This window comes from Aliihoeflea sp. 40Bstr573, assembly GCF_024105655.1.
GTDB lineage: Bacteria > Pseudomonadota > Alphaproteobacteria > Rhizobiales > Rhizobiaceae > Aliihoeflea.
Map to the genome: position 1 here is coordinate 205,580 of NZ_JAAAMH010000001.1, position 25,248 is coordinate 230,827.

General features: G+C 63.4%; 20 protein-coding genes. 11 read left to right on the forward strand and 9 right to left on the reverse strand.

Features of this window, described 5'->3' with window-relative positions; genetic code table 11:
- Positions 1–284: 284 nt before the first annotated feature.
- Positions 285–2,603, reverse strand: a complete 2,319-nt coding sequence (locus tag GTK01_RS01000; protein WP_252924381.1) for an NADP-dependent malic enzyme — start codon at positions 2,601–2,603, stop codon at positions 285–287.
- A 181-nt stretch (positions 2,604–2,784) separates the two neighbouring features.
- Between GTK01_RS01000 and GTK01_RS01005 the strand changes: the two genes are divergently transcribed.
- Positions 2,785–3,594, forward strand: coding sequence for a UDP-2,3-diacylglucosamine diphosphatase (locus GTK01_RS01005; protein WP_252923937.1), 810 nt, complete (start codon positions 2,785–2,787; stop codon positions 3,592–3,594).
- Positions 3,595–3,596: 2 nt separating this feature from the next.
- Here the strand turns inward: GTK01_RS01005 and dgcA are convergent, their stop codons facing one another.
- Positions 3,597–4,580 carry an N-acetyl-D-Glu racemase DgcA gene (gene dgcA / locus GTK01_RS01010; RefSeq protein WP_252923939.1) on the reverse strand — a complete coding sequence of 328 codons (984 nt, stop codon included), beginning with the start codon at positions 4,578–4,580 and terminating at the stop codon, positions 3,597–3,599.
- Between the two features lie 77 nt (positions 4,581–4,657).
- Here dgcA and GTK01_RS01015 point away from each other — a divergent pair, with 77 nt between their 5' ends.
- From GTK01_RS01015 to GTK01_RS01030, 4 genes are all read left to right on the forward strand, one after another.
- Entirely contained in the window at positions 4,658–5,845 is a 1,188-nt protein-coding gene (locus GTK01_RS01015; RefSeq protein WP_371924231.1) for an ABC transporter permease, read from the forward strand.
- 7 nt (positions 5,846–5,852) lie between these two features.
- Positions 5,853–6,674, forward strand: coding sequence for an ABC transporter ATP-binding protein (locus tag GTK01_RS01020; RefSeq protein ID WP_252923940.1), 822 nt, complete (start codon positions 5,853–5,855; stop codon positions 6,672–6,674).
- Between the two features lie 14 nt (positions 6,675–6,688).
- Positions 6,689–8,287, forward strand: coding sequence for an MlaD family protein (locus GTK01_RS01025; RefSeq protein WP_252923943.1), 1,599 nt, complete (start codon positions 6,689–6,691; stop codon positions 8,285–8,287).
- A 94-nt stretch (positions 8,288–8,381) separates the two neighbouring features.
- A complete protein-coding gene (locus tag GTK01_RS01030) occupies positions 8,382–8,981 on the forward strand; it encodes an ABC-type transport auxiliary lipoprotein family protein (RefSeq protein WP_252923945.1) in 600 nt (199 codons plus the stop codon).
- On the opposite strand, the gene GTK01_RS01035 is transcribed toward GTK01_RS01030, so the two are convergent.
- On the reverse strand, positions 8,974–9,321 hold the full coding sequence (locus tag GTK01_RS01035; protein WP_252923947.1) for a hypothetical protein: 348 nt from the start codon (positions 9,319–9,321) through the stop codon (positions 8,974–8,976). The genes GTK01_RS01030 and GTK01_RS01035 overlap by 8 nt on opposite strands.
- A 175-nt stretch (positions 9,322–9,496) precedes the next feature.
- Between GTK01_RS01035 and GTK01_RS01040 the strand changes: the two genes are divergently transcribed.
- Entirely contained in the window at positions 9,497–10,147 is a 651-nt protein-coding gene (locus GTK01_RS01040; RefSeq protein ID WP_252924383.1) for an OmpA family protein, read from the forward strand.
- 58 nt (positions 10,148–10,205) lie between these two features.
- Here GTK01_RS01040 and GTK01_RS01045 read toward each other — a convergent pair whose 3' ends face one another.
- On the reverse strand, positions 10,206–11,117 hold the full coding sequence (locus GTK01_RS01045) for a pseudouridine-5'-phosphate glycosidase (protein ID WP_252923949.1): 912 nt from the start codon (positions 11,115–11,117) through the stop codon (positions 10,206–10,208).
- A gap of 1 nt (position 11,118) precedes the next feature.
- Positions 11,119–12,060, reverse strand: coding sequence for a PfkB family carbohydrate kinase (locus GTK01_RS01050; protein WP_252923952.1), 942 nt, complete (start codon positions 12,058–12,060; stop codon positions 11,119–11,121).
- Positions 12,061–12,267: 207 nt separating this feature from the next.
- On the opposite strand from GTK01_RS01050, the gene recA reads away from it, so the two are divergent.
- Both recA and alaS read left to right on the forward strand, forming a co-directional pair.
- Positions 12,268–13,362 carry a recombinase RecA gene (gene recA, locus GTK01_RS01055; RefSeq protein ID WP_252923954.1) on the forward strand — a complete coding sequence of 365 codons (1,095 nt, stop codon included), beginning with the start codon at positions 12,268–12,270 and terminating at the stop codon, positions 13,360–13,362.
- 181 nt (positions 13,363–13,543) lie between these two features.
- Positions 13,544–16,204, forward strand: coding sequence for an alanine--tRNA ligase (gene alaS, locus GTK01_RS01060; RefSeq protein WP_252923956.1), 2,661 nt, complete (start codon positions 13,544–13,546; stop codon positions 16,202–16,204).
- A 77-nt stretch (positions 16,205–16,281) separates the two neighbouring features.
- On the opposite strand, the gene gltA is transcribed toward alaS, so the two are convergent.
- Both gltA and gltX read right to left on the reverse strand, forming a co-directional pair.
- A complete protein-coding gene (gene gltA / locus GTK01_RS01065) occupies positions 16,282–17,571 on the reverse strand; it encodes a citrate synthase (RefSeq protein WP_252923958.1) in 1,290 nt (429 codons plus the stop codon).
- A gap of 151 nt (positions 17,572–17,722) precedes the next feature.
- Positions 17,723–19,147 carry a glutamate--tRNA ligase gene (gene gltX, locus GTK01_RS01070; RefSeq protein WP_252923960.1) on the reverse strand — a complete coding sequence of 475 codons (1,425 nt, stop codon included), beginning with the start codon at positions 19,145–19,147 and terminating at the stop codon, positions 17,723–17,725.
- A 298-nt stretch (positions 19,148–19,445) separates the two neighbouring features.
- Here gltX and GTK01_RS01075 point away from each other — a divergent pair, with 298 nt between their 5' ends.
- Positions 19,446–21,599 (forward strand): ComEC/Rec2 family competence protein, encoded by a 2,154-nt coding sequence (locus GTK01_RS01075; RefSeq protein ID WP_252923962.1) that lies wholly within the window; start codon positions 19,446–19,448, stop codon positions 21,597–21,599.
- A gap of 12 nt (positions 21,600–21,611) precedes the next feature.
- Here the strand turns inward: GTK01_RS01075 and lexA are convergent, their stop codons facing one another.
- The gene (lexA, locus tag GTK01_RS01080; protein WP_252923964.1) at positions 21,612–22,316 is read right to left on the reverse strand and encodes a transcriptional repressor LexA; all 705 of its coding nucleotides are present in this window, start codon (positions 22,314–22,316) and stop codon (positions 21,612–21,614) included.
- A 108-nt stretch (positions 22,317–22,424) separates the two neighbouring features.
- Between lexA and GTK01_RS01085 the strand changes: the two genes are divergently transcribed.
- Positions 22,425–22,781, forward strand: a complete 357-nt coding sequence (locus tag GTK01_RS01085; RefSeq protein ID WP_252923966.1) for a DUF423 domain-containing protein — start codon at positions 22,425–22,427, stop codon at positions 22,779–22,781.
- Here GTK01_RS01085 and recG read toward each other — a convergent pair.
- Positions 22,759–24,867 (reverse strand): ATP-dependent DNA helicase RecG, encoded by a 2,109-nt coding sequence (recG, locus tag GTK01_RS01090; protein WP_252923968.1) that lies wholly within the window; start codon positions 24,865–24,867, stop codon positions 22,759–22,761. The two genes, GTK01_RS01085 and recG, sit on opposite strands and share 23 nt — an antisense overlap.
- Before the next feature lie 93 nt (positions 24,868–24,960).
- Here recG and GTK01_RS01095 point away from each other — a divergent pair, with 93 nt between their 5' ends.
- The gene (locus GTK01_RS01095; protein WP_252923971.1) at positions 24,961–25,248 is read left to right on the forward strand and encodes a succinate dehydrogenase assembly factor 2; all 288 of its coding nucleotides are present in this window, start codon (positions 24,961–24,963) and stop codon (positions 25,246–25,248) included.

Genomic DNA, 25,248 nt, shown 5'->3' on the forward strand with positions numbered 1-25,248 from the left:
GGCAGATCGTCGAGATCGCGCAATTCGGGTTCCACGACCGGCGCAGCCGGTGGCGCTGGCTGCGCGTAGTCGGCCAGGGACGCGCCGATCACGATCAAGCTGCCATTCGAGATCATGGCGCGCATCCGCGCAGGCGAGGCTCTGCACCCCGTATCGTGAAACGAAGCCGAAACGGCTTCGCAGGCGAGCGCATCGCCTCCGGCCAGGACCAAGGCAAGGAGGACCGGCACCGCGAATCGCAATTTGCTCGAACGGATCATGCAAGGACGCATAGCGCGCCGCGATTAATCCGTCGTTGTCTCGCCCGCCGTCTGGCTCGCCTCGACGACCGCCAGCGCCGTCATGTTGACGACACCGCGCGATGTGACCGACGGCGTCAGGATGTGCGCCGGACGCGCCGTGCCAAGCAGAATCGGCCCGACATGCAGCGAATCGGTCATCGCCTTGATGGTATTGAGCGCGATGTTTGCCGCATCTAGGTTGGGGAAGACCAGGAGATTGGCTTCGCCGGTCAAGCGAGAATGCGGGAAGACGCGGTTGCGCAGCGTCTCGGACAGAGCCGAATCGCCGTGCATTTCGCCATCAGCGACGAGATCGGGCGCGATGCGATGCAGGATTTCGGCCGCCTGCCGCATCTTGAGCGCACTTGCCGAATCGCGCGAGCCGAAATTGGAGTGCGAAAGCAGTGCCGCCTTGGGTTCGATGCCGAACCGGCGGATCTCCGTCGCCGCCAGCATCGTCATCTCGGCGACCTCCTCGGCGCAAGGATCCAACGTAACATAGGTGTCGGTAAAGAATGTAACGCCGCGCTGCGAAATCAACATCGACAGCGCCGATGCGTCCGTGACTTCCGGCCGCCGGCCGATGATGAGCTGGACGTTGCGCAGATGGCGTTCGAAGCGGCCTTCCAGACCGCAGATCATGGCGTCGGCTTCGCCGCGCATCATGGCGAGCGCCGCGATGACCGTGTTGTTGGTGCGCACCATGGTGCGCGCAGCCTCGGTCGTGACGCCGCGCCGCCCGCCGAGCCGAATCAGAAGCTCGACATAGTCGCGGTAACGCGGATCGTCTTCCGGGTTGATGATCTCGAAATCGTGCTGAGGCCTGATCTTCAGGCCATAGCGCTTCAGCCGCGTCTCGATGACGGCCGGACGGCCGATCAGAATCGGCTTGGCGATCTTTTCCTCCAGCACGACCTGCGCCGCGCGAAGGACGCGCTCGTCCTCGCCGTCCGAATAGATCACCCGGTTGGCACTCGCATTGCGGGCGGCCGCGAACACCGGCTTCATGACGAGCCCGGATCGGAAGACGAAGCGCGTCAGCCGGTCGACATAGACGCCCATATCCTCGATTGGACGCGTCGCGACCCCGGTTTCCATGGCCGCCCGCGCCACCGCAGGCGCGATGCGCAGGATGAGGCGCGGATCGAAAGGCGAAGGGATGAGGAAGTCGGGGCCAAAGATCGGCGTTTCGCCTGTATATGCGCGCGCAGCAACGTCGGACGGCTCCTCGCGGGCAAGCGCTGCGATGGCGCGCACCGCCGCCATCTTCATCGACTCGTTGATGGCCGTCGCACCGACATCGAGCGCGCCGCGGAATATGTAGGGGAAGCAGAGTACGTTGTTGACCTGATTGGGGAAATCCGATCGGCCGGTGCAGATCATCGCATCGGGACGGGCCGCGCGGGCGAGTTCCGGCATGATCTCGGGCGTTGGATTTGCCAGCGCCAGGATCAGCGGCCGCTCGGCCATGTGTGCGAGAAGCTCTGGCTTGAGGACGCCGGCGGCCGACAGGCCGAGGAAAACGTCCGCGCCGCCGATCACGTCAGCAAGCGTTCGCGCATTTGTGTCCTTGAGATAGGGGTCTTTCCAGCGGTCCATCTCCTCGACGCGCCCCTTGTAGGCGACGCCGTGCCGGTCCGTGATCCAGATGTTCTCACGGCTGGCGCCGAGTGCGACGAGAAGGTTGAGGCAGGCAAGCGCCGCCGCGCCCGCGCCGGACGTGACGATCTTCACCTCGTCAATGGCCTTGCCAGAAAGTTCAAGCGCGTTGAGGACGGCGGCCGCGACGATGATGGCCGTGCCGTGCTGATCGTCGTGGAAGACGGGAATTTTCATCCGCGCCTTCAACTGTTCTTCGACGTCGAAGCATTCGGGCGCCTTGATGTCCTCGAGATTGATGCCGCCGAAGGTCGGCTCCAGCGCCGCCACGGTCTCGACCATGCGCGCGATTTCCGGCGCGTCGATCTCGATGTCGAAGACGTCGATGCCGGCGAATTTCTTGAAGAGAACGGCCTTGCCTTCCATCACCGGCTTGGAGGCCAGCGGCCCGATATTGCCGAGCCCCAGCACCGCCGAGCCGTTCGAGATGACGGCGACAAGGTTGGAGCGCGCCGTGTAGTCGGCCGCGAGTGCCGGGTCCTCGTGGATGGCAAGGCAAGGTGCGGCGACGCCGGGCGAATAGGCAAGCGCGAGGTCGCGCTGGTTGCCGAGCGGTTTGGTCGCCTGAATCTCGAGCTTACCGGGCGCCGGATATCGATGATAGAAGAGCGCCGCCTCGTCCAGTTCCGCCGGCGCTGCTTTCGTCGTCTCGACATCCGTCATCGCTCGCCCGTCCTTTTCCTTGATGTCCATGATACCTGCGCGCTGAACCGACAGCGATGCCCGCCGCCGTCATGGCGAAATCGGCGCCAACCTATCGCCAGCGGCCCATCAAAGACAACCGTCATACGGCTGTGATCTGACTCACGCCATAGAGCGGACGACGCAATGACGAGGGCATTTCATGACCGCCACGCCGCGCCGCTTTCGCACGCTGTTCATCTCTGACGTGCATCTGGGATCTAAACCGGCCAAAGCCGACTATCTGATCGACTTCCTGCGCCATCACGAGGCAGGTTGCATCTTCCTTGTTGGCGACATCGTCGATGGCTGGCGCCTCAAGCGCTCCTGGCACTGGCCGCAGGCGCACAACGACGTCGTCCAGAAGCTGCTGCGCCAGGCGCGCAAGGGCTGTCGCATCACATACATCGCGGGCAATCACGACGAGTTTCTGCGTAATTTCCAAGGTACCCATTTCGGCGGCATCGTCGTTGCCGACCGGGCCATTCACGACGCAGCGGACGGACGGCGCTATCTGGTCATCCATGGCGATCAGTTTGACGCGGTCGTCCACAACTATCGCTGGCTCGCCTATCTCGGTGACAAGGCCTATGACGCAGCCATCGTTGTCGGGCGGCTCGTCGCGCGGCTACGTCGGCTGGCGGGCCTGCCATACTGGTCGTTTTCGTCCTGGGCGAAGCTGAGGGTCAAGAAGGCGGTGAACTTCATTGGTGCCTTCCAGAACGTGCTCGCCGAGGAAGCCCGCCGCTCCGGGGTCGACGGCGTTATCTGCGGCCACATCCACCACGCCACTGACGATCAGATTGGTGGCGTGCGCTACATCAACACCGGCGACTGGGTGGAAAGCTGCACGGCCGTCGCCGAGCATTTCGACGGTACGTTCGAGATCATCCACTGGGCGAAGGCAGGCGCCACAGCCGCGCCAGTGCTTGTGCCGATCATCATCGACGCGGCTCCAGCGAAGGCTGCGTAGTTTCATCCCCACAAGGCCGGGTCGGGTGGCGACACGAGAGAGCCGCTATAGGAGAGCCCCGGGCTCCGATCACGCGCGAGAAGAAGAGGCCCGTCGAGATCGACATAGTCCGCATCCTGCGCAAGCAGGACCGCCGGTGCCATTGCCAGCGACGTTCCGACCATGCAGCCCACCATGACGCCGAAGCCGAGGCTGCGGGCACGGTCGCGCAACTCGATGGCGGACGTGAGTCCGCCGGTCTTGTCGAGCTTGATATTGATGGCGTCGTAAAGCCCGAGCAGTTGTTCAAGATCGTCAGGCCCATGCACACTTTCGTCGGCGCAGATCGGCACCGGATGCGGAATCGACCGCAGGATTTCGTCCTTGCCCTGCGGCAATGGCTGCTCGATGAGCGAGACCTTGAATTCGGCGGCGACGAGCAGGTGCTCGCGGATGTTTTCCGGAGTCCAGCCTTCATTCGCGTCGAGGATGATCCGGCTGTTCGGCGCCGCACTTGCGACCGCATGTATGCGCGCGCGGTCGTCTGCCGTCCCGACCTTCACCTTCAGGAGAGGGCGATACGCATGGGACCTTGCCTGGGCGGCCATTTCGTCCGGCTCGCCGAGCGAGATCGTCATCGCGGTGGCAAGTGGACGGGGCGGCATGGTGCACACGTCCGAATGGGCCCGGCGGCCGCCGATCTTTGATTCGAGGTCCCAGAGCGCGCAGTCGACTGCATTTCGGGCCGCGCCCGCCGGCAGCAATCGCAGGAGATCTTGTCGCCCGGCGCCATCACGGATCGCGGGCATGACCGATTCGATGGCGCTGCGAACCTGATCGAGGCTCTCACCATATCGTGAATAGGGAACGCATTCGCCACGGCCGATGTTGTGTCCTTCGGTGATCGCGCAGGCGACGACTTCCGCCTCGGTCTTCGAACCCCTTGAAATCCTGAAACTCCCGGCGATGGGGAACCGTTCTATCTCGGCAGAAATGTCACGCCGCATGAGGAATTCTCCAGTGCTGAAATCGTGCTCCGGTTGTCAAAGTGACAGCCGGGAAATTCGCAAGTAAGACTTCCGCCATGTTCAGGAAACATGCATCGGAAGCAAGTCCGGCCTTGGCTGATAACGATTTGGCGCGCCCCGCGGTCGAGTGGCGCGACGAGGACGGCCAGCTTGTTTGCATGCTGTCCGGCGACTGGGACACCCAGACGGTCGCGCTCGTTGACGAACAAATGCGTGAACTCGAGAGAACAGACGGCACAAGACGATTGTCGGTTGACGTCTCGCGCGTCGGCCGCATGGACACGGCCGGCGCGTGGATCATCGAGCGCCTTGTCCATGCTCATCGCAGCCGCGGCGCGGAAGTCGCCGTGTCCGGAAAGACGGAATCGCTCGGTATCCTGTTCGACGCCGTCGGCGAGAAGCTGCGCAAGCCCGACGAGCGCGCCGCCGAAGACCGCCCGTCCTTCGTCATCCGCACACTGGAAGCACTGGGCCGGAACACGTACACCCTGTACGGCGATTTCCTCGCTTCCATGCACATACTGGGCGCGACGATCCGCGGCGGTCAGTTGAAGCTCGGGCGGGGACATTCGGTGAACCTCGCCGCGATCTTCAATCAGATCGACAGGATGGGTGTCGGCGCCATTCCAGTCGTCGTCCTGATGTCGTTCATCGTCGGCGCGATCGTCGCCCAGCAGGGAGCGTTCCAGCTTCGCTATTTCGGCGCCGAAATCTTCGTCGTCGATCTCGTCGGCATTCTTGTCCTGCGCGAGATGGGCGTGCTGTTGACGGCCATCATGGTCGCCGGCCGTTCGGGCAGCGCCATCACCGCCGAGATCGGATCGATGAAGATGCGCGAAGAGGTCGACGCACTGACCGTGATCGGCCTCAATCCGGTCGGCGTTCTCGTCTTCCCCCGCCTCGTGGCACTGGTCATCGCACTGCCATGCCTGACGATCCTCGCCAATTTCGCGGCAATCGGCGGGGCCATAACGGTCACCTGGGTCTATTCGGGCATCACGCCGGATGCCTTCCTCGACCGCATGCGCTCCTCGATCGACATCGGAACGATCATGGCCGGCCTCATCAAGGCACCGTTCATGGCGCTGATCATCGGCATCATCGGGTCCGTCGAAGGCATGAAGGTGGGCGGCAGCGCCGAATCGCTCGGCCGGCACGTGACGAGTTCGGTGGTCAAATCGATCTTCGTCGTCATCGTGCTCGACGGTCTTTTCGCCATTTTCTACGCAGCGATCGATTTTTGAGGCGGGCATGAGCGAAGCGATACTCCAGAACGCCCCGGCCCACCTGCACCCAACGCCCGATCGCGATGTGGTTCTGAGCGCACGCGACGTGACCGTTCGATTCGGCAAGACAACCGTGCTCGAGAACCTCTCGCTCGACGTCTATCGCGGCGAAATCCTCGGCTTCATCGGACCTTCCGGCTCGGGCAAATCGGTGCTGCTGCGCACGGTACTCGGCCTCAACCGGAAGCAGGCCGGCACGATCGAACTCTTCGGTGTCGACATCGACAAGGTGACGGACCAGCAGCGCGTCGCCATCGACATGCGGCTCGGCGTCCTCTTCCAGCACGGCGCGTTGTTCTCGGCGCTGACCGTGAAAGAGAACATCCAGGTCCCGATGCGCGAGTATCTCGACCTGCCGAAGAAGCTGATGGACGAGCTCGCGATGCTGAAGATCGAGCTGGTCGGTCTCAAGCCTGACGCTGCCGACAAGTTTCCGTCCGAACTTTCCGGCGGCATGATCAAGCGCGCCGCCCTGGCCCGAGCCCTGGCGCTCGATCCCGACATCGTCTTCCTCGACGAGCCGACATCTGGTCTCGATCCGATAGGCGCGGCCGATTTCGACGATCTGGTCGACAAGCTGCGCAACACGATGGGCCTCACCGTCTACATGGTCACGCACGACCTGGACAGCCTGTTTTCCGTCTGCGACCGCATCGCGATTCTCGGCAACAAGAAGGTGATGGTCGACGGGACGGTCGAAGAACTGATGAATTACGACGAGCCGTGGGTGCAATCCTATTTCCGCGGAAAACGCGCGCGCCAGATCGACATGTCGGCGCGCGGTTGAACGAGAGAATCTGAATGGAAACACGTGCCAACTACGTCACCGTCGGAATCTTCACTCTGGTCGCCATCCTGGCGGCCTTCGCCTTCGTCTATTGGACGGCAGCGGTGGGCGAGCGCGGCGAGACCGCGCAGGTTCGTATCCTCATTCCCGGCTCTGCATCGGGGCTGGGACGCGGCAGCGCGATTCTATTCAACGGCGTGCGCGTCGGCGATATTCGCCGTGTCTATATCGATCCGCGCAATCCCGCAGCCGCCATCGCGGACGCCCAGATCGACCGGTTGACGCCCATCACGCGCTCGACGCAGGTCGATGTCGGCCTCGCCGGCCTCACCGGCCAGGCAAATATCGAGCTGCGGGGCGCCAATCTCGATGAGCCGAGCCTTCTCGACGAAGCCGAGGCGAACAACACCGTCGCCGAACTGACCGCCAATCCATCAGCCGTGACCAATCTTCTGGAAAGCGCGCAGTCTATCTTCCGCCGGGCCGATTCGGTGCTGACCGAATTCGAGGGCTTCGCGACCGATGTTCGCGGCCCGCTGGTCGAATCGGCCCGCAACGCACAGCGCTTTTCCGAAGCGCTTGGCCGCAATGCCGACGGCATCGACACCTTCCTCGCCAGCGTTTCTGACCTTTCAGGCACGCTTTCACGCGTCTCGGGCCAGCTCGAATCGACCCTCGGAGCCGCCGAGACATTCATCGCGGCGATCGATCCAGTCCGCATCAATGCGGTCGTCTCCAACGTCGAGGAGTTTACAGGCGACCTGCGCGTGGCTGGCGACGGGTTGGAAAACATCATGGCTAACGTCGGTCGCGCCACCGAGTCGATCGCCGAATTGACGTCGAGTGCACAAGGTACCTTCGCACGCGTTGACGGCGCGGTTGCCAACGTCGAGGCCATCATTGGCAGGGTCGATCCCGATGTCATCGGGGAGGTCGTTTCCAACTTCTCGTCGGCGAGCGACACGATCCGCCAGGCGGCTGCTGATGTCTCCTCCGTCGCCGAAACTGTCAACAACCGCTCAGGTGACATCGACGCCATCATTTCCGAGGCTCGGCTTCTCGGCGACAGGCTGAACCAGGCAGCGTTGCGCGTCGACGGCGTGATCCTGCGGGTCGACGAACTGCTCGGCTCAGGCGAGGCTGATGGCGTGATCGCTGACACGCGCGAGACGTTGCAAAGCTTCCGCCAGGTGGCCGACAACCTCAATGCGCGCATCGACAGCCTGCTTGGCTCCGAGGAAACGGAGGGCCTGGTCGCGGATGCCCGCCAGACACTCGACGCCTTCCGAGGAATGGCGAACACGATCGACTCGCGCGTCGACGAAGTGCTCGGTTCGGAGAATACACGGGGTCTGATTGCCGATGCGAGCGCAACTCTGGCCGCCTACCGGCAGGTTGCAGACACGCTCAACGCGCGTGTGGGCGCGATTTCGGACAATCTCGCCCGTTTTACGGGCCAGGGGCTGCGCGAGGTCGACGGGCTCGTGCGCGACACGCGCCAGTCGATCAACCGCATCGAGCGCGCCATTACGGAACTGGAACGCAATCCGCAGCGCATCCTCGGCGGGGGCGCCGGCGAAGTCCGCCAGTTTGATGGGCGACAGCGGCGATGAGGGAACGAATCGTGCCAAACGATAATTCTAGTGAGCGGGCATGCGCGCGCCGGTTGAGCGTCGACGCTCCAAGCATCAAGTCGGGGGTAGATAAGTGACATTGCGCTTTCGCATTCTGGCGGTTGCCGGGCTCGCCTTTTCGTTGTCCGGCTGCGCCCTTCTCGGCGGCGGTCCGGCTCCCCTCGATACGTTCGAATTGACCACGACCGCGACGGTCGCTGCCGGCCCCCAGCGCGGCCGCACGCAAATCCTGATCGCCGAGCCGACGGCGCTGCAGTCTCTCGACGGACAGGAAATCGTCATCCGCACCTCGCCGGGGTCGATCGAGTATCTGTCGGGCGCCCAATGGTCAGACCGCCTGCCACGGGTCGTGCAGGTGCGCCTTGCGGAGGCGTTTCAGGCGTCCGGACGGCTGGCCGGCGTTGGTCTGCCCGGGCAGGGGCTTGCCATCGACTACCAGATCGTTACCGAAGTTCGCACCTTCGGCGTGAGGGTCGACGGTGGCGCGCGGGCGGACGTAGGGCTCTTCGTAAAAGTGCTGAACGATCGCAACGGCTCGGTGCGCGCCTCGCGGCTCTTCACCGCGCAAGCGCCGGTCTCCGGTGCCGGCAACGTCGCCTATGCCGCCGCGCTCGATCAGGCATTCTCGCAGGCGATCAGCGAATTGGTGCCCTGGGCGCTGTCTGCTATGTAGCAGCAGCGTCGCCAATGCAGGCGCGCCGGGTCAAGGAGCGGTTCATGGCGTCGATCTGGCCGATCGCGAGGTTGCGCTGGCGAACTTCCTTGGTGCGAAGATCGGGGATCAGCGGACCGACGCCCATGAAACGCGATTCGGTTGCCGGTGTGCGCTCGACCGTCTGGGACAGCCCGTATTGCGCCGCCAGCGCATTCCGTTCGCTGATGAGTTGCGCGCAGGACGTATCGTCATAGCGGATCGAATTGACCACCTCGGCTTCAAGACCCTCGTTCAGTGTCGTGCAGCCGGAAGCGGCCACCAGATTGACGGCGAGAAGAAATGAAAGGGTCTTGTGCATGGATGGCAGGCTCTTGTGAGTTTGGCGGCATAATGCACGGAATCGGGGGGCGTTCCAGCCTGAAGCGGCAAGCACATCGCGAATCTGCCGCAATTGATGCTAGAAGACGGACATGCTGCGGATTCGGGGTGTTTCCGCGCGTTCAGGGCTTATACTGGAGGGAAACTTGACTTCGATGAAGCATGCCGTTGCCGTTACGGCTCTCATTTTCGCAGCCGGTTGCACGACCGACCCATTCACCGGCGAACAGCGCATGTCCAACACAGCTGGCGGTGCAGCCATCGGCGCCGGGCTCGGCGCCCTTGCGGGTCTCGCCGTCGGCGGCAGTGACCGTGCGCAGCGCAACGCCGTTCTGATCGGCGCCGGTGTCGGCGCGCTGGGTGGCGGCGCGATCGGCAATTATATGGATCGCCAGGAAAACGAGTTGCGCCAGCAGCTTCAGGGTACCGGCGTTTCAGTGACGCGCCAGGGCGATCAGATCGTCCTGAACATGCCTTCGAACGTTACCTTCGACACCGATCAGGATCAGGTGCGCGGCGAGTTCTACAACACGCTGAACTCGGTCGCCCTCGTCCTTCGCCGCTATGAGCAGACAGTCGTCGACGTCAACGGTCACACCGATTCAACCGGCAACCCGGCCTACAATCAGGCTCTTTCGGAGCGTCGGGCGCTTTCGGTGGCGAACTATCTCAATGCTCAAGGCATCGATGGCCGTCGCTTTGCTGTCAACGGTTTCGGCGATCGCCAGCCGGTGACCACGAACGCGACGCCCGAAGGACGCCAGCAGAACCGCCGCGTCGAAATCTACCTCGCTCCGATCACCTGACCCGGCGGTTCTGACGAATCAAAAAAGGCCCCGGAAGTTCCGGGGCCTATTTCTTTCATCAAAGCGACTTGGCGATTTGCGCCGCCAACCGGGCGTTGTTTTCGACCAGCGCGATGTTCGTCTTCAGGCTCGCGCCTTCGGTGAGTTCCAGCAAACGGCCAAGGAGATAGGGCGTAACTGCCTTGCCGCTGATGCCCTTGGGGCCAAGCTCGCCTTGCGCCTGCGCGATATGACCCGACATGACCTCGGCCGGAATTTCCTCGTCCTGCGGCACCGGATTGGCAACCAGCATGCCGCCGCGAAGACCAAGTTCCTGCCGCGTGGCGTGAAACCGCGCGATGGCCGCTGCCTCGTCGAGGCGCAGCGGCGCGGGCAGGGCGGAGCGCGAGGACCAGAAAGCCGGCATGACGTCTGTGCGATAGCCGACGACCGGAACGCCGCGCGTCTCCAGCACTTCGATCGTCTTCTCCACGTCGAGGATGGCCTTCGCGCCGGCCGACACCACGATGACTGGCGTAAGCGCCAATTCGTCGAGATCGGCAGAAATGTCGAAGCTGCTCTCCGCTCCCTTGTGGACCCCACCGATGCCGCCCGTTGCAAAGACCCGGATGCCGGCGAGCTCGGCCGCGATCATCGTCGCGGCCACGGTGGTACCTCCGGTTTTCTTCTGAGCCACAGCGAAGGCGATGTCGGCGCGCGACAGCTTCATCACGTCCTTCGCCTGCGCGAGTGCGTTACGCTCCAGATCTGTAAGCCCGATCTTGATCCGGCCGTCGACTACGGCAATCGTAGCCGGCACGGCTCCTTCTTCGCGGATGATTGCCTCGACGCGTGCCGCCATCTCGCCATTCTGCGGATAGGGCATGCCATGGGTGATGATCGTGCTCTCGAGCGCGACGATGGGCTTGCCGGTGGCCTTCGCGGCGGCAACCTCGGCGCTATAGTCGAGATAGGCGTGGCTTGGCGTCATGTCAGGCTCCGATGACTTTTGGCACGTCGGCCAGGCGTTTGAACAGTTCGGCTTCGCCGAAATCCGCAACGACCGTCTCGCTCTGGATCGTCAGCGAAGCGGCGGCGATGCCATGGCGCACAGCTTCATGGAAGTCCAGCCCTTGCAGCATGCGCGCCATCGTCACGCCGGCGAGCGAATCGCCTGCGCCTGTGACATCTCGTACGTTTGGCGTAGGGGGTGGCGCCAGCGTTGAAAGGCGTCCGTCCTCCAGAACGAGCATGCTGCCGCTGCCCGATGTGACCACGGCGCGCGCCAGCCCCGTCGCGGCGAGAGCGCGCGCCAACGCTTTGTTGGGCGCGCTTGCACCAAGCCCACTAAGCGCTCCTGCTTCGTTGCGGTTGACGAAAAGGACCGAAAGCAAACCGAGAATCGGTCTCAACCGGATCACCTTGGCTGGCGAAACGCCGATTGCAAAGAGAGGCAGGGTCCCGATCGCAGCGGCAAGCCGCTCGAGCGCTGGTTGGGGCAAGTTAGCGTCGGTCAGCACGCCATCTTTGCCGTCGAGCGCGTCGCGGAAAGGACGGCGGCGCAGTTGCTTGTCGAAAGCCTGCTCGTAAAGAGCCATGTCGGCAAAGCCGCAGACGAGTTCGCCGCCCTCCTCGAGGATCGCCGTATAGCTGGGCGTCGATCTGTCGAGGAACGTCGCGGACAAATCGAAAATGCCGGCAGCGTCAATCGCGCGCTGGACCATCTGGCCGGCTGAGTCGCCGCCCCGAACGGAAAGCAACGCACCCTGTGCGCCGGCGAGACAAGCGTTTCGAAGTGCATTGAACGCGCCGCCGCCCACTTCCTCGCGCATCGTGCCCGGGTTGGAGGCGCCGCTGCGGTAAGGCCCAGAAACAACGCCGCGCCGATCTATGTGCGCCCCTCCGATGGCGAGAATCGCAGGACGATCAGTCACGGACGTCGTCCGACGATCGCGACGCCACGTGTAGCAAAAGGCCGCATTGATATCTCACGAACGGTACGGAACATATTTCGAACACGCAAATGAAACCCTCGTAATACCAGTGGCTTAGACCTACTTGCCAAAACGGAACAAAAAAGGTACAAAAATCTACGGGACACGGAACTGTCCATCTTCGCTGACCAGCACGGGGTATGTATCATGGCTCAGAATTCATTGCGGCTTGTAGAGGACAGAACTGTGGACAAGACAAAGGCACTCGACGCTGCGCTTTCGCAGATTGAGCGTGCATTCGGCAAGGGGTCGATCATGCGGCTCGGCGCGAACGAGCAGGTGGTGGAGATCGAAACCATTCCCACCGGATCGCTCGGCCTCGACATCGCGCTGGGCGTCGGCGGCCTGCCCAAGGGCCGCATCATCGAGATTTACGGGCCTGAAAGCTCGGGCAAGACGACGCTGGCGCTGCACACCGTTGCCGAAGCCCAGAAGAAGGGCGGCATCTGCGCCTTCGTGGACGCCGAGCACGCGCTCGATCCGGTCTATGCCCGCAAGCTGGGCGTCGATCTTGAAAATCTCCTGATTTCGCAGCCCGATACGGGCGAGCAGGCGTTGGAAATCTGCGACACGCTGGTGCGTTCGGGCGCGATCGACGTCCTGGTGGTCGATTCGGTCGCCGCTCTGACGCCGCGCGCGGAAATCGAAGGGGAGATGGGCGATTCGCTGCCAGGGCTTCAGGCACGCCTGATGAGCCAGGCGCTGCGCAAGCTCACGGCTTCGATCTCGCGCTCCAACTGTATGGTCATCTTCATCAACCAGATCCGTATGAAGATCGGCGTCATGTTCGGCTCTCCGGAGACGACCACGGGCGGCAATGCACTGAAGTTCTACGCCTCGGTGCGCCTCGACATCCGTCGCATTGGCTCGGTCAAGGATCGCGACGAGGTGGTTGGCAACCAGACCCGCGTCAAGGTCGTCAAAAACAAGCTTGCACCGCCCTTCAAGCAAGTCGAGTTCGACATCATGTATGGTGAGGGCGTTTCAAAGACCGGCGAACTCGTCGACCTCGGCGTCAAGGCCGGGATTGTCGAAAAGTCGGGCGCATGGTTTTCCTATAATTCGCAGCGCCTCGGCCAAGGTCGCGAGAACGCCAAGCAGTTCCTTCGCGACAACCCGGAGACGATGCGCGAGATCGAACTTGCGCTGCGCCAGAATGCCGGGCTTATCGCCGAGAAGTTCCTCGACGAGGGTCGTCCCGACGACGGCGATGCAGATTTCGACGACGCTGCGGGCATGTGATCCGCATCGGTATTGAAGCCTTTAGGCCGCCGCTCACCCGGCGGCCTTTTTGTGTTCGACGTGCCTGACAAAGCCGAACGTCGGCTACCGTCTCGGATTTCTGGACAGTGCAGGGGCCCGACGCTAAAAGGCCTTTCCTCTCCCCCGATGGCGGGGCCAGTCAGCACGTAAAGGTTTGCAGATGAGTGGCGTCAACGAAATCCGATCGACCTTCCTCGACTACTTCCGGAAGAACGGTCACGAGGCGGTCGCGTCGAGCCCGCTCGTCCCGCGCAACGATCCGACGCTGATGTTCACCAATGCCGGCATGGTGCAATTCAAGAACGTCTTTACCGGTCTCGAGACGCGCCCTTATTCGCGCGCGGCGACTGCGCAGAAATGCGTGCGTGCCGGCGGCAAGCACAACGATCTCGACAATGTCGGCTACACGGCGCGCCACCACACCTTCTTCGAGATGCTGGGGAATTTTTCGTTTGGCGACTATTTCAAGGAAGAGGCCATCACGCTCGCCTGGAACCTAATCACCAGGGAGTACGGCATCGACCCCACGCGTCTCGTCGTCACCGTCTACCACACCGACGATGAAGCAGCTTTGCTGTGGAAGAAGATCGCCGGCCTTGCAGACGATCGCATCATCCGCATCGCAACGAGCGACAATTTCTGGGCGATGGGAGATACGGGCCCATGCGGCCCGTGCTCGGAAATCTTCTACGATCACGGAGAGGGCATTCCCGGTGGGCCTCCCGGTAGCCCGGACGAGGACGGCGACCGCTTTATCGAGATCTGGAACCTCGTCTTCATGCAGTACGAGCAGATCTCGAAGGATGTGCGCGTCGACCTGCCTCGCCCGTCGATCGACACCGGCATGGGGCTGGAGCGCATCGCGGCTGTCCTTCAGGGCGAGCATGACAATTACGACATCGATCTCTTTCGCGCGCTGATACGCGCCTCGGAGGAAGCGACGGGCGTCAAGGCGGAAGGCAAGAATCGCGCGAGCCATCGGGTCATTGCCGATCATCTGCGCGCGTCGAGCTTCCTCATCGCTGATGGCGTGCTGCCGTCGAACGAAGGCCGCGGTTACGTCCTGCGCCGCATCATGCGTCGGGCGATGCGCCATGCGCAGCTTCTCGGTGCCTCCGATCCGTTGATGTGGCGTCTCGTGCCAGCGCTCGTGCGTGAGATGGGCCAGGCGTATCCTGAACTCGTGCGCGGACAGGCGCTCATCACCGAGACGCTGAAGCTGGAAGAATCGCGATTCCGCAAGACGTTGGCGCGCGGTCTCGGCCTGCTTTCCGATGCGACGGAAAAACTCGGCGAGGGCGATCGGCTCGATGGCGAGACGGCATTCAAGCTATACGATACTTACGGCTTCCCGCTCGACCTGACGCAGGATGCGCTGCGCCAGCGCGGCATTTCCGTAGACACTGATGCCTTCTCCGCTGCCATGGAGCGGCAAAAGGCTGAGGCGCGGGCCAACTGGGCAGGCTCCGGCGAGGCGGCGACCGAAACCGTTTGGTTCGCCATCCGCGACCAGGTCGGCGCAACCGAGTTCCTCGGCTATGACACCGAGGCTGCCGAAGGTGTGATCGCCGCTATCGTCAAAGCCAGCACACGGGTGGACGGCGCGTCCGAAGGTGACGAAGTCGCGATCGTCGTCAACCAGACACCTTTCTACGGCGAATCTGGCGGGCAGGTCGGCGATACCGGCCGCATCTTGGGCGAAGGTTTTGCCGTTGACGTGACCGACACGCAGAAGAAGGCCGACGGGCTGTTCGTGCATTTCGGCCGTGTAATTTCGGGCACGGTAAGGTCCGGTGCGGCAGTTGAGCTCAAGGTCGATGCGGCACGCCGCGCACGCATCCGCCGCAATCACTCGGCGACACACCTCATTCACGAGGCGCTGCGCGAGGTGCTTGGGACACATGTCGCGCAGAAGGGCTCACTCGTCGCGCCTGATCGCCTGCGGTTCGACTTTTCGCATCCTAAACCGATCGCGGCCGATGAGCTTGCGCGTATCGAAGAACTCTCCAACGAGATCGTGCTGCAGAACGCACCGGTGACGACACGCCTGATGGCGGTCGACGACGCGATCGCGGAAGGCGCGATGGCGCTCTTTGGCGAAAAGTACGGCGACGAGGTTCGTGTTGTTTCGATGGGTATGGCACTTCATGTTGATAAGGCCGGCAAGAGCTATTCGACCGAGCTGTGCGGCGGAACCCATGTCGGCGCGACCGGCGACATCGGCATCATCCGCCTGCTGGCCGAGGGTGCCGTCGCCTCGGGCGTGCGACGGATCGAGGCGCTGACGGGCGAGGCCGCGCGCCAGCACCTCGATGAGCAGGACAAGCGTCTCAAAGCGGCTGCCGCTGCGCTGAAGGTCGCACCGGCAGATGTCGTAACGCGCCTCGAGGCGGTTCTCGATGAGCGCAAGAAGCTCGAGCGAGAACTCTCCGATGCCCGCAAGAAGCTGGCGCTCGTCGGCGGCGCGGGCCCGGCCGGCGCGCAGGAGCCGGAAACCGTTGCCGGTATCGGCTTCCTCGGTCGCGTCGTCCCGGGCGTTTTAGCCAAGGACCTGAAGCCGCTCGCGGATGAGGGCAAGTCGTCGGTCGGCTCCGGCGTCGTCGTCTTCGTCGGTACGGATGACGGCAAGGCCAGCATCGTCGTCGGCGTCACCGACGACCTGACCGCCCGGTACAGCGCCGTCGACCTCGTTCGCGCTGCCGCCGCCGCCATCGGTGGAAAGGGAGGTGGTGGCCGCCCCGACATGGCACAGGCCGGTGGCCCCGACGCGGCGAATGCCGATGCGGCCATTGCCGCCGTTCGGGGAGCGCTTGCCGGCTGATCGGCACAGCGATCCAGAACTAAAAAAGCCGCGGAACAATCCGCGGCTTTTTCTTGGTTAGACTAGGACTGCGCAGATCAGCGCTTGGCGATCGGCACGTAATCGCGTTCCGCCGGGCCAGTGTAGAGCTGGCGCGGGCGGCCGATCTTCTGGTTCGGGTCCTCGATCATTTCCTTCCACTGCGCGACCCATCCAACCGTGCGCGCGAGCGCGAACAGCACGGTGAACATGGTCGTGGGGAACCCGAGGGCCTTGAGGGTGATGCCCGAATAGAAGTCGATGTTCGGGTAGAGCTTCTTCTCAATGAAGTACTCATCGGTGAGGGCGATGCGCTCCAGTTCCATCGCGACGTCGAGCAGCGGATCGTCCTTGATTCCGAGCTCGCCGAGAACCTCATGCGTGGTCTTCTGCATGATCTTGGCGCGCGGATCGTAGTTCTTGTAGACCCGGTGGCCGAAGCCCATCAGGCGGAAGGGATCGTTCTTGTCCTTGGCGCGTGCGATGAACTCGGGGATCTTGTCGACAGAGCCGATCTCCGAGAGCATGTTCAGCGCCGCCTCGTTGGCTCCGCCATGTGCAGGACCCCACAGGCATGCGATGCCTGCGGCGATGCAGGCAAACGGGTTGGCCCCCGAAGAACCCGCAAGACGCACGGTCGAGGTCGACGCGTTCTGCTCGTGGTCGGCGTGCAGGATGAAGATGCGCTCCATGGCGCGCGCCAGCACGGGATTGACCTTGTACTCCTCGCACGGCACGGCAAAGCACATGTGCAGGAAGTTGGCCGCGAAGGAGAGCTCGTTCTTCGGATAAACGAAGGGCTGGCCGATATGGTACTTGAACGCCATGGCGGCGATCGTCGGCATTTTTGCGATCAGCCGAATCGAGGCGACCATGCGGTGGTGCGGGTCGGAGATGTCGGTCGAGTCGTGGTAGAAGGCCGACAGCGCGCCCACCACGCCGCACATCACGGCCATCGGATGCGCATCGCGGCGGAAGCCGGTGAAAAAGCGCGACAGCTGCTCGTGCACCATCGTGTGGTGCGTGACGCGGTAATCGAAGTCTTCCTTTTGCGCCTTGGTCGGCAGTTCGCCGTAAAGCAGGAGGTAGCAGGTCTCGAGGAAGTCGCCGTGCTCGGCGAGCTGGTCGATCGGGTAGCCGCGGTGGAGCAGAATACCCTCGTCACCATCGATATAGGTGATCTCCGATTCGCAGCTCGCGGTCGAGGTGAAGCCGGGATCGTAGGTGAAGGCACCCGTGTTCTTGTAGAGCGTCGAGATGTCGATGACGTCCGGACCGACCGAGCCTTTTCGCACCTTGAATTCGTGGGCGTCGCCATCGAATTCGAGTTTTGCCGTCCCTTCAGTCATATCAACACCTCATTCATGCGGAAGACATTCTGTTGGCAGTGCATCATTGTCATAGATCATAACCAACGTGCCGCCGTGCGAGCACTAGCTAGCGCATTTGCAATGCCCTGCCAAGTTCACCGACAGTTGCGTGCTGCGCTGCGAAGGCGCTTCACTTTTCAGCCTGATCGCGCAACCGGCCAAGACTTTCTTCGCGCCCCAGGACAGCCAGGACGTCGAAGACGCCTGGAGAAACCGAGCGGCCCGTCAGCGCTGCACGAAGGGGTTGCGCGGCCTTGCCGAGCTTCAATCCGGTCTCTTCCGCATAGGCACGCACGGCGCTCTCGGTTTCAGGGGCGTTCCACTCGGCGACGGCTTCCAGCCGGGGCAGAAGATCGCGCACGACGGCGCGTCCGCCATCGGCGAGAATCTGCTCGGCTTTCTCCTCCATAGGCAGCGGACGGGCAGCGAACAGGAACGCCGCGCCGTCCTTCAACTCGACCAACGTCTTGGCGCGGTCCTTGAGGCCGGTCATCGCGGCAAGAAGCTGTGCGCGGCGTTCCGGCGTCAGCGCGGCGAGCATCTCATCGCCGCTGGGCAGATAGGGCAGTGTCGCCTCGAAACGAGCGAGGAGGTCGGCATCGTCGCTCTGACGCATGTAGACGCCGTTCAGCGCTTCCAGCTTGGCGAAGTCGAAGCGCGCCGCGCCCTTGTTGACGTCCTCGATCTCGAACCAATCGATCATCTGCTCAAGCGTCATGATCTCGTCGTCGCCATGGCTCCACCCCAGGCGAACGAGATAGTTGCGCAGCGCTGCTGGCAGGTAGCCCATCTCGCGATAGGCCTCGACGCCGAGCGCGCCGTGACGCTTGGACAGCTTGGCGCCGTCCGCGCCGTGGATCAGCGGGATATGCGCCATCACCGGCACGTCCCATCCCATGGCCTGGTAGATGATGGTCTGGCGCGCGGCATTGGTCAGATGATCGTCGCCGCGGATGATGTGCGTGACGCCCATGTCGTGGTCATCGATGACGACCGCGTGCATGTAGGTCGGATTGCCATCCGAGCGCAGGATGATGAAATCGTCGAGATCCTTGTTGGGAAAGCGGACCTCGCCCTGCACTTTGTCGGCGACGATGGTGTAGCCTTCCTGCGGCGCCTTGATGCGCACGACTGGCTTGACACCTGCAGGCGCCTCGGACGGGTCGCGATCGCGCCAGCGCCCGTCATAGCGCGGCGGCTTGCCTTCGGCGCGGGCCTTCTCGCGCATCTCCGTCAGTTCTTCTGGCGAAGCGTAGCAATAATAGGCCTTGCCGCGTTTGACGAGTTCCTCGCCGACCTCGCGGTGGCGCTCGGCGCGCTCGAACTGCGAGACTGGCTCGCCGTCCCAATCCAGGCCGAGCCACTTCAGTCCATCGAGGATCGCGGCGGTCGCGGCATCCGTTGAGCGCTCTCGGTCGGTGTCCTCGATGCGCAACAGCATCTCGCCGCCCGTATGCTTGGCATAGAGCCAATTGAAGAGCGCTGTGCGCGCACCGCCGATATGAAGATAGCCGGTGGGCGAGGGGGCAAAGCGGGTGACGACCTTGGAGGACATGGCTGCTCCTGGAGAACTGGGGGAGGCACACGGGCTCGACGCTTTGCGGGCGCTGTGGCCATTCGTGCTGGCTCATGTAGCATAGGCGGCCTGAGGCGCAAGCGGGCGGGCAGGGGATATGACCGGGGACACGCGTCAAGACGAGGAATGGCGCGCCTTCGCTCCGCCTGGCGAAGCGGATGAGGCCGCCGTGCCGTTCGCAACCGACGCAACCACCGCGCATTTTGAATCGCGGGCGCCCGCACCACGAGTCGTCTCGGCACGTACCCTACCCATCGGTGCAGCGACAGCTCGCGCTTTGGCTGACGAACGCGACCGGGGAACGGGCTTCGTTCTTTTGCCCGTCGCCATGGCGCTCGGGGTCATGGTCTACGGCGCGCTGCCGTTCGAACCGTCGCTGGCGCTGGTCGCGGCAGTACTGGGCGTTCTGTTCGTCCTGGCCCATCTGTCCAGGGGGAGGCCGATCCTATCCTTTGCCGTCATCGGATCGCTGGCAATCTTGTTCGGCGCGGGGCTTGCCGGCGTGGAAACATTGCGAGCCGGCACCGCAATGATGGGATCCGAGATCGGCACCGAAGTGACAGGAAGAGTGGTGCGCATCGAAAACCAGGCGACTGGCCGCACGCGGCTGACCGTCGACGTGATCGCGACAGCACGGCCCGAGCTTCGCTATGCCCCGGATCGCGTTCGCCTTTCCGCGCGAAACGTGCCGCCCGAACTGCAGCTTGGCATGACGATAGTCGGCATTGCCCGCTTGATGCCGCCATCGGGCCCCGTGCGGCCTGGCGGATATGACTTCGCCTACAACAGCTACTATGACGGCATAGGCGCGATCGGCTTCTTCCTGCGCGATCCGGCGATCGTATCGTCATCCTCGCCGCCCGACTGGCGCGAAACCCTCGCACTGCGCCTCGAAGCCGTCCGGCTCGACATCGCTGCGCGCGTGCGAGGCGTACTGGACGGCGCGGAGGCTGAAATTGCCGCAACGTTGATTGCCGGTGTCCGCGCGGGCATACCTGAGACCATCAACGAGGATCTGCGAAAGACCGGTCTTGCCCACATCCTGTCGATCTCCGGTCTGCACATGGCGCTGGTCGCCGGCACAGTGCTCGTCGCCATTCGCGGAGGCTTCGCGCTCTTTCCGGTCTTCGCCTCGCGGCGGCCGGTGAAGAAATACGCCGCAATCATCGCGCTGATCGCGGCGACGCTCTATCTCGGCATTTCCGGCGGTGCCGTGGCAGCGCAACGCAGTTACATCATGCTGGCCGTCATGCTCGTCGCCATCCTCTTCGATCGCGCAGCACTGACCATGCGCAACCTGGCAATCTCGGCCATCATCGTCATCGCCCTGTCACCGCACGAAGTTCTCGGGCCGAGCTTCCAGATGTCATTCGCTGCGACTGCCGCGCTGATCGGAGCCTATGGCTGGTGGAGTGAACGGCGCCGCACAACCGAGGCCATCCAGCAACAGCGCGGTGTCGTCGGCCGCATCGGCATGACTGCGCTCAAATTCATGCTCGGCCTCGCAGCGACATCGATCGTCGCAGGTTTGGCGACGACGCTCTACGGTGCGTACCACTTCCACCGCGTATCGCCACATGCACTGTGGGTGAACTTGTCCGCGATGCCAATCGTCTCGGCAATCGTCATGCCCTTCGCCGTCCTGTCTGCCATCTTGATGCCGATCGGTCTCGAGGCCTGGCCACTCAAGATCATGGGCGCCGGCATCACGTCCGTTCTCGAAATCGCTGCATGGTTCGCAGCACGTTCGCCGATCGATGCCGTCGGGTCCCTGCCGGTCACCGCCGTCGCCATTTTCACGATCGGTCTTCTGATCATGACCGCTCTCTCGGGGCGGTTGCGTCTTGCCGCATTGCCGTTTGTGTTCGTCGGAACCGGCCTGATCGCGAGCCGCGAACTGCCGGACGTTCTTGTTTCCGAAGACGGACGCCTTGTCGCCGTGGCAGGTACGGCGCGCACGCTTCACGTAAACCGCAACCGACCAAACGGCTTTACGATCCAAAACTGGCTGCATGGAATGGATGCCGACCGGTTCCAGAGTCCGACCGATGCGGAAACACTCTCGACCGCCCTCGCGGCATCGGAACAAACTCCCGGCTTTAACTGCGCAGACAAGACCTGCGTGGCCCGGGATGGAGAGGGACATCTGATCGCCCACGTTCCCGACGCCGTCTCGGCCTTCGCATTCTGCACGCGCGCCGCCCTGATCATCATCGACGACGCTACAGCCGGCGATGTCTGCCGTACGGGCGAGGCAGCGATACTCACCAAGCGAGATTTAGCGCGGCGGGGAAGCGCGGAAGTTCGATTCGGCGGCGGCGGCGATGGTCCGCAAATCATCCACGCGATCCGCGAACCGTACCGGCCGTGGCACACGCACCGGCAATTCTCCCGTGAAGCACGCGGGATGCCGCCCTACCGACGCGAGTGAGCCGCCCTCCGCTCAGTACTTGCGAAGGAGCCCAACCAACTTGCCCTGCACCTTGACGCGCTCGGATCCGTAAATCTTGGTCTCGTAAGCCGGATTGGCGGCTTCGAGCGCGATAGAGGCACCTTTGCGGCGGAAGCGCTTCAGTGTCGCTTCCTGATCGTCCACGAGGGCGACGACGATTTCTCCCGGCGTCGCCGACGGGCCCGAGCGAATTATGACCGTGTCGCCATCGAGAATGCCGGCCTCGATCATCGAGTCGCCATGGACTTCCAGCGCATAGTGCTCGCCGCCCGAAAGCATTTCGGGCGGAACGGCGACGGCGCGCGTCGCGTGCTGAATCGCGTCGATCGGCACGCCGGCGGCGATCCGCCCCATGACGGGAATCTCGACCGGCGCGCGTGTCACCGGGATTTGCTGCGGCTTTTCCGATTTCGGAGCCGCCCTATCCGACAGGCTGCCCTGGATGATGCTCGGCTGGAAACGCCGCTGCGGCTGCGAGATTGATTCAGGCAGCTTGATCACTTCCAAAGCGCGCGCCCTGTTGGGCATGCGCCGCAGGAAACCACGCTCTTCCAGCGCAGTGATGAGCCGGTGAATGCCGGACTTCGAAGCCAGCCCCAGCGCCTCCTTCATCTCGTCGAATGACGGCGGCACACCGCTTTCCTTCAGCCGCTGATGAATGAAGAGCAAAATTTCATGTTGCTTGCGCGTGAGCATGGCTGACCTTACAAGGAGAATCGCCGAAAAACAAAACCAGAACAAACTTAACCGTTCTTCATGTGTTCTGCAACAGGCGCGCGACAATCGACGATTCCGGGAAACTGCATGCCCCAAACAGACCGAATTCTTTTCTTCCTTGGCGCCATATGCGGCGCTCTAGGCGTCGCACTCTCGGCCGTAGCGGCACATCGGGAGGGCTCGCTCGGCACTGCGGCGAACATGCTGTTGTTTCACGCCCCGGCGCTGATTGGGCTCGCGGCCCTGCGGTTTGGCCGGTTGCAGCTGGCCGGTGCATGGGTTCTCTTGCTCGGGCTCGCGCTGTTTTGCGGCGATATCGCCGCACGTACGTTTCTCGGCGACCGACTATTCCCGATGGCAGCGCCTGCCGGCGGAGTACTCCTGATTGGCGGTTGGATACTGGTCGCCGTCTCCGCTGTCGTCAGCCGGCGCGGATCAGCCTGATCGCGTCGTCTCGCCCGAAAAGATAGAGGAGCTTGCGGATCGCCTGTCCGCGCGGTGTTGCAAGGTCCGGGTCGCGCTGGAGAAACAGCCTGGCATCGTCGCGCGCGACTGACAGAAGGTCGGCGTGGTGTTCGAGGCGGGCCAACTGGAAACCGGGCGCGCCAGACTGGCGGGTTCCGAGAAGTTCGCCTTCGCCGCGCAGTTTCAAGTCTTCCTCGGCGATGCGGAACCCGTCCTCCGTGTCGCGCATAACAGACAGCCGCTGCTTGGCAATCTCGCCGAGCGGCGACTGGTAGAGCAGGACGCAGCTCGACGCCGCCTGTCCGCGCCCGACGCGGCCGCGCAACTGATGAAGCTGGGCAAGACCGAAACGCTCGGCATGCTCGATGACGATGATCGTCGCGTCTGGCACGTCGACGCCGACCTCGATGACCGTGGTACCGACGAGGATGCGCGTTCGCCCGGCCTTGAAATCGGCCATCGCCGCGTCCTTCGCTGCACCCGGCATGCGGCCGTGGACCAGCCCGACATCCGCGCCGAAGATTTCCGCCAGCGCCTTGTGCCGGTCAGCCGCGGACATGACATCCATGCCCTCGGCCTCTTCGACCAGCGGGCAGATCCAGTAGATCTTCTGGCCTTCGTCGACGGCGCGGCGCATCCGGGCAATGAGGTCGGAGAGGCGCTCGAGCGGCAGCGTGACTGTCTGGATCGGCTGGCGGCCGGCCGGCTTTTCGTCAAGGCGCGAGACGTCCATATCGCCGAACGCCGTCAGAACCAGTGTGCGTGGGATCGGTGTCGCGGTCATGACGAGGATATCCGGCGCCGCGCCCTTGGCGCCGATCGCAAGTCTTTGGTGGACGCCGAACCGGTGCTGTTCGTCGATCACGGCGAAAGCGAGGTCATGAAAGTACACGCTCTCCTGGAAGATCGCGTGAGTTCCGATGACGATATGTATGGTCCCGTCGGCAATGGCGGCAAGGGTTTCGGTGCGCTCGCGGCCCTTCTCGCGGCCAGTGAGAATGGCGGCGCGAAGGCCGGCCTTGTCCGCCAACGGCGCAATGGTCGAAAAATGCTGGCGAGCGAGAATTTCGGTCGGCGCCATCAGCGCGGATTGACCGCCAGCCTCGGCAATGCGGGCCATCGAGAGGAGAGCGACGACAGTCTTGCCCGAACCGACATCCCCCTGGAGGAGCCGCAGCATGCGATCGGGCTTGGCGAGATCCGCTTCGATTTCGGCGATGGAGCGCTGTTGCGCTCCGGTCAGCGCGTAAGGAAGGGCGGCGCGTATGGCAGCCCCCCTGGACCCGTCGCCAAGCCGCGCCTGACCCGCGACGCGCTTCATGCGCAGGCGAACCAGCGCGAGCGCAATCTGGCCGGCGAGCAGCTCATCATAAGCGAGCCTGCGCCAAGCAGGGCTCGCGACGTCGCAATCCGTCGGCGTTTCGGGCTGATGGAGGTGGAAAAGGGCTTCGCGAAAGTCGGGAAAGGCGTAGCGGTCGAGCACGGTCCGGTCCTGCCACTCGGCGAGAACCGGCATCCGCTCCAGCGCCGACGCCATCGCCTTGCGCACGAGCTTGGCCGAGAGCCCGGCCGTCATTGGATAAACCGGCTCGATCGCGGGCAGGGCGCCGGCCTCGGCCTTGGCGACGATATGGTCAGGATGAACCATGGAGGGGCGGCCGTTGAACCATTCGACCTTGCCTGACACGACGATCTCGCCGCCAACCGGCATCAGCTTTTCCAGCCATTGTCCCTTGGCATGGAAGAAGGTCAGCGCGATCTCGCCGGTCTCGTCGAAGGCAAAGACGCGGTAGGGCAACGAGCCACGGCCGCGCGGCGGCGGCTGGTGGCGGTCGACGGTCAGGTCAAGCGTCACGATCGACCCTTCGCCCGAAAGTGCCACGCCCGGACGGCGTGTGCGGTCGATCACCGAATGAGGCGGCACGAAGAGAAGGTCGGCCGCGCGCACGTCGCGGCCCGTCGTGTCTGCGGCAACGATGCGGCGCATCAGGTCGGCCGTCTTCTCGCCGATGCCGGCGAGTGACGTGACGGGCGCGAATAGGGGATCGAGTTCGGTCGGACGCATGGCGCGGGATACTATCGACGCAACTTCACGGCCGAAAGGCTGACATCGCGTTTCCCAGACGCTATATGCGCGGTCCAACCCGGTAGGCCTTTCATGTCAGACGCGACCCCATCCCCCGACCCGCTCCAGACCCGCAAGCGCAAGGCGCATTTCCGCGCCTGGCATCGTGGCATGCGCGAGGCCGATCTCGTCATCGGCGGCTTTGCCGATCGGGAACTGCGGAGCTTCGACGAAGGCCAGCTCGAACTCTTTGAATCTTTGCTCGGCGAGTCTGACGGCGATATCGTAAAGTGGATCACCGGCGAAATGCCGGTTCCGCCGCATCAGGACAACGAAATCGTCCGCCGCATGATCGCTGACGCCCGTAGCCTCGCCACCTGA

Coding starts and splice junctions, on each gene's coding strand:
- gltA (WP_252923958.1), bottom strand. CDS start 17,571: ATGACTGAAGGGACGGCAAAACTCGAATTCGATGGCGACGCCCACGAA.
- GTK01_RS01045 (WP_252923949.1), bottom strand. CDS start 11,117: ATGACGCCAAGCCACGCCTATCTCGACTATAGCGCCGAGGTTGCCGCC.
- GTK01_RS01095 (WP_252923971.1), top strand. CDS start 24,961: ATGTCAGACGCGACCCCATCCCCCGACCCGCTCCAGACCCGCAAGCGC.
- GTK01_RS01015 (WP_371924231.1), top strand. CDS start 4,658: ATGTTCAGGAAACATGCATCGGAAGCAAGTCCGGCCTTGGCTGATAAC.
- GTK01_RS01020 (WP_252923940.1), top strand. CDS start 5,853: ATGAGCGAAGCGATACTCCAGAACGCCCCGGCCCACCTGCACCCAACG.
- GTK01_RS01025 (WP_252923943.1), top strand. CDS start 6,689: ATGGAAACACGTGCCAACTACGTCACCGTCGGAATCTTCACTCTGGTC.
- GTK01_RS01005 (WP_252923937.1), top strand. CDS start 2,785: ATGACCGCCACGCCGCGCCGCTTTCGCACGCTGTTCATCTCTGACGTG.
- GTK01_RS01035 (WP_252923947.1), bottom strand. CDS start 9,321: ATGCACAAGACCCTTTCATTTCTTCTCGCCGTCAATCTGGTGGCCGCT.
- gltX (WP_252923960.1), bottom strand. CDS start 19,147: ATGTCCTCCAAGGTCGTCACCCGCTTTGCCCCCTCGCCCACCGGCTAT.
- GTK01_RS01000 (WP_252924381.1), bottom strand. CDS start 2,603: ATGACGGATGTCGAGACGACGAAAGCAGCGCCGGCGGAACTGGACGAG.
- GTK01_RS01040 (WP_252924383.1), top strand. CDS start 9,497: ATGAAGCATGCCGTTGCCGTTACGGCTCTCATTTTCGCAGCCGGTTGC.
- recG (WP_252923968.1), bottom strand. CDS start 24,867: ATGCGTCCGACCGAACTCGATCCCCTATTCGCGCCCGTCACGTCACTC.
- GTK01_RS01085 (WP_252923966.1), top strand. CDS start 22,425: ATGCCCCAAACAGACCGAATTCTTTTCTTCCTTGGCGCCATATGCGGC.
- lexA (WP_252923964.1), bottom strand. CDS start 22,316: ATGCTCACGCGCAAGCAACATGAAATTTTGCTCTTCATTCATCAGCGG.
- dgcA (WP_252923939.1), bottom strand. CDS start 4,580: ATGCGGCGTGACATTTCTGCCGAGATAGAACGGTTCCCCATCGCCGGG.
- recA (WP_252923954.1), top strand. CDS start 12,268: ATGGCTCAGAATTCATTGCGGCTTGTAGAGGACAGAACTGTGGACAAG.
- alaS (WP_252923956.1), top strand. CDS start 13,544: ATGAGTGGCGTCAACGAAATCCGATCGACCTTCCTCGACTACTTCCGG.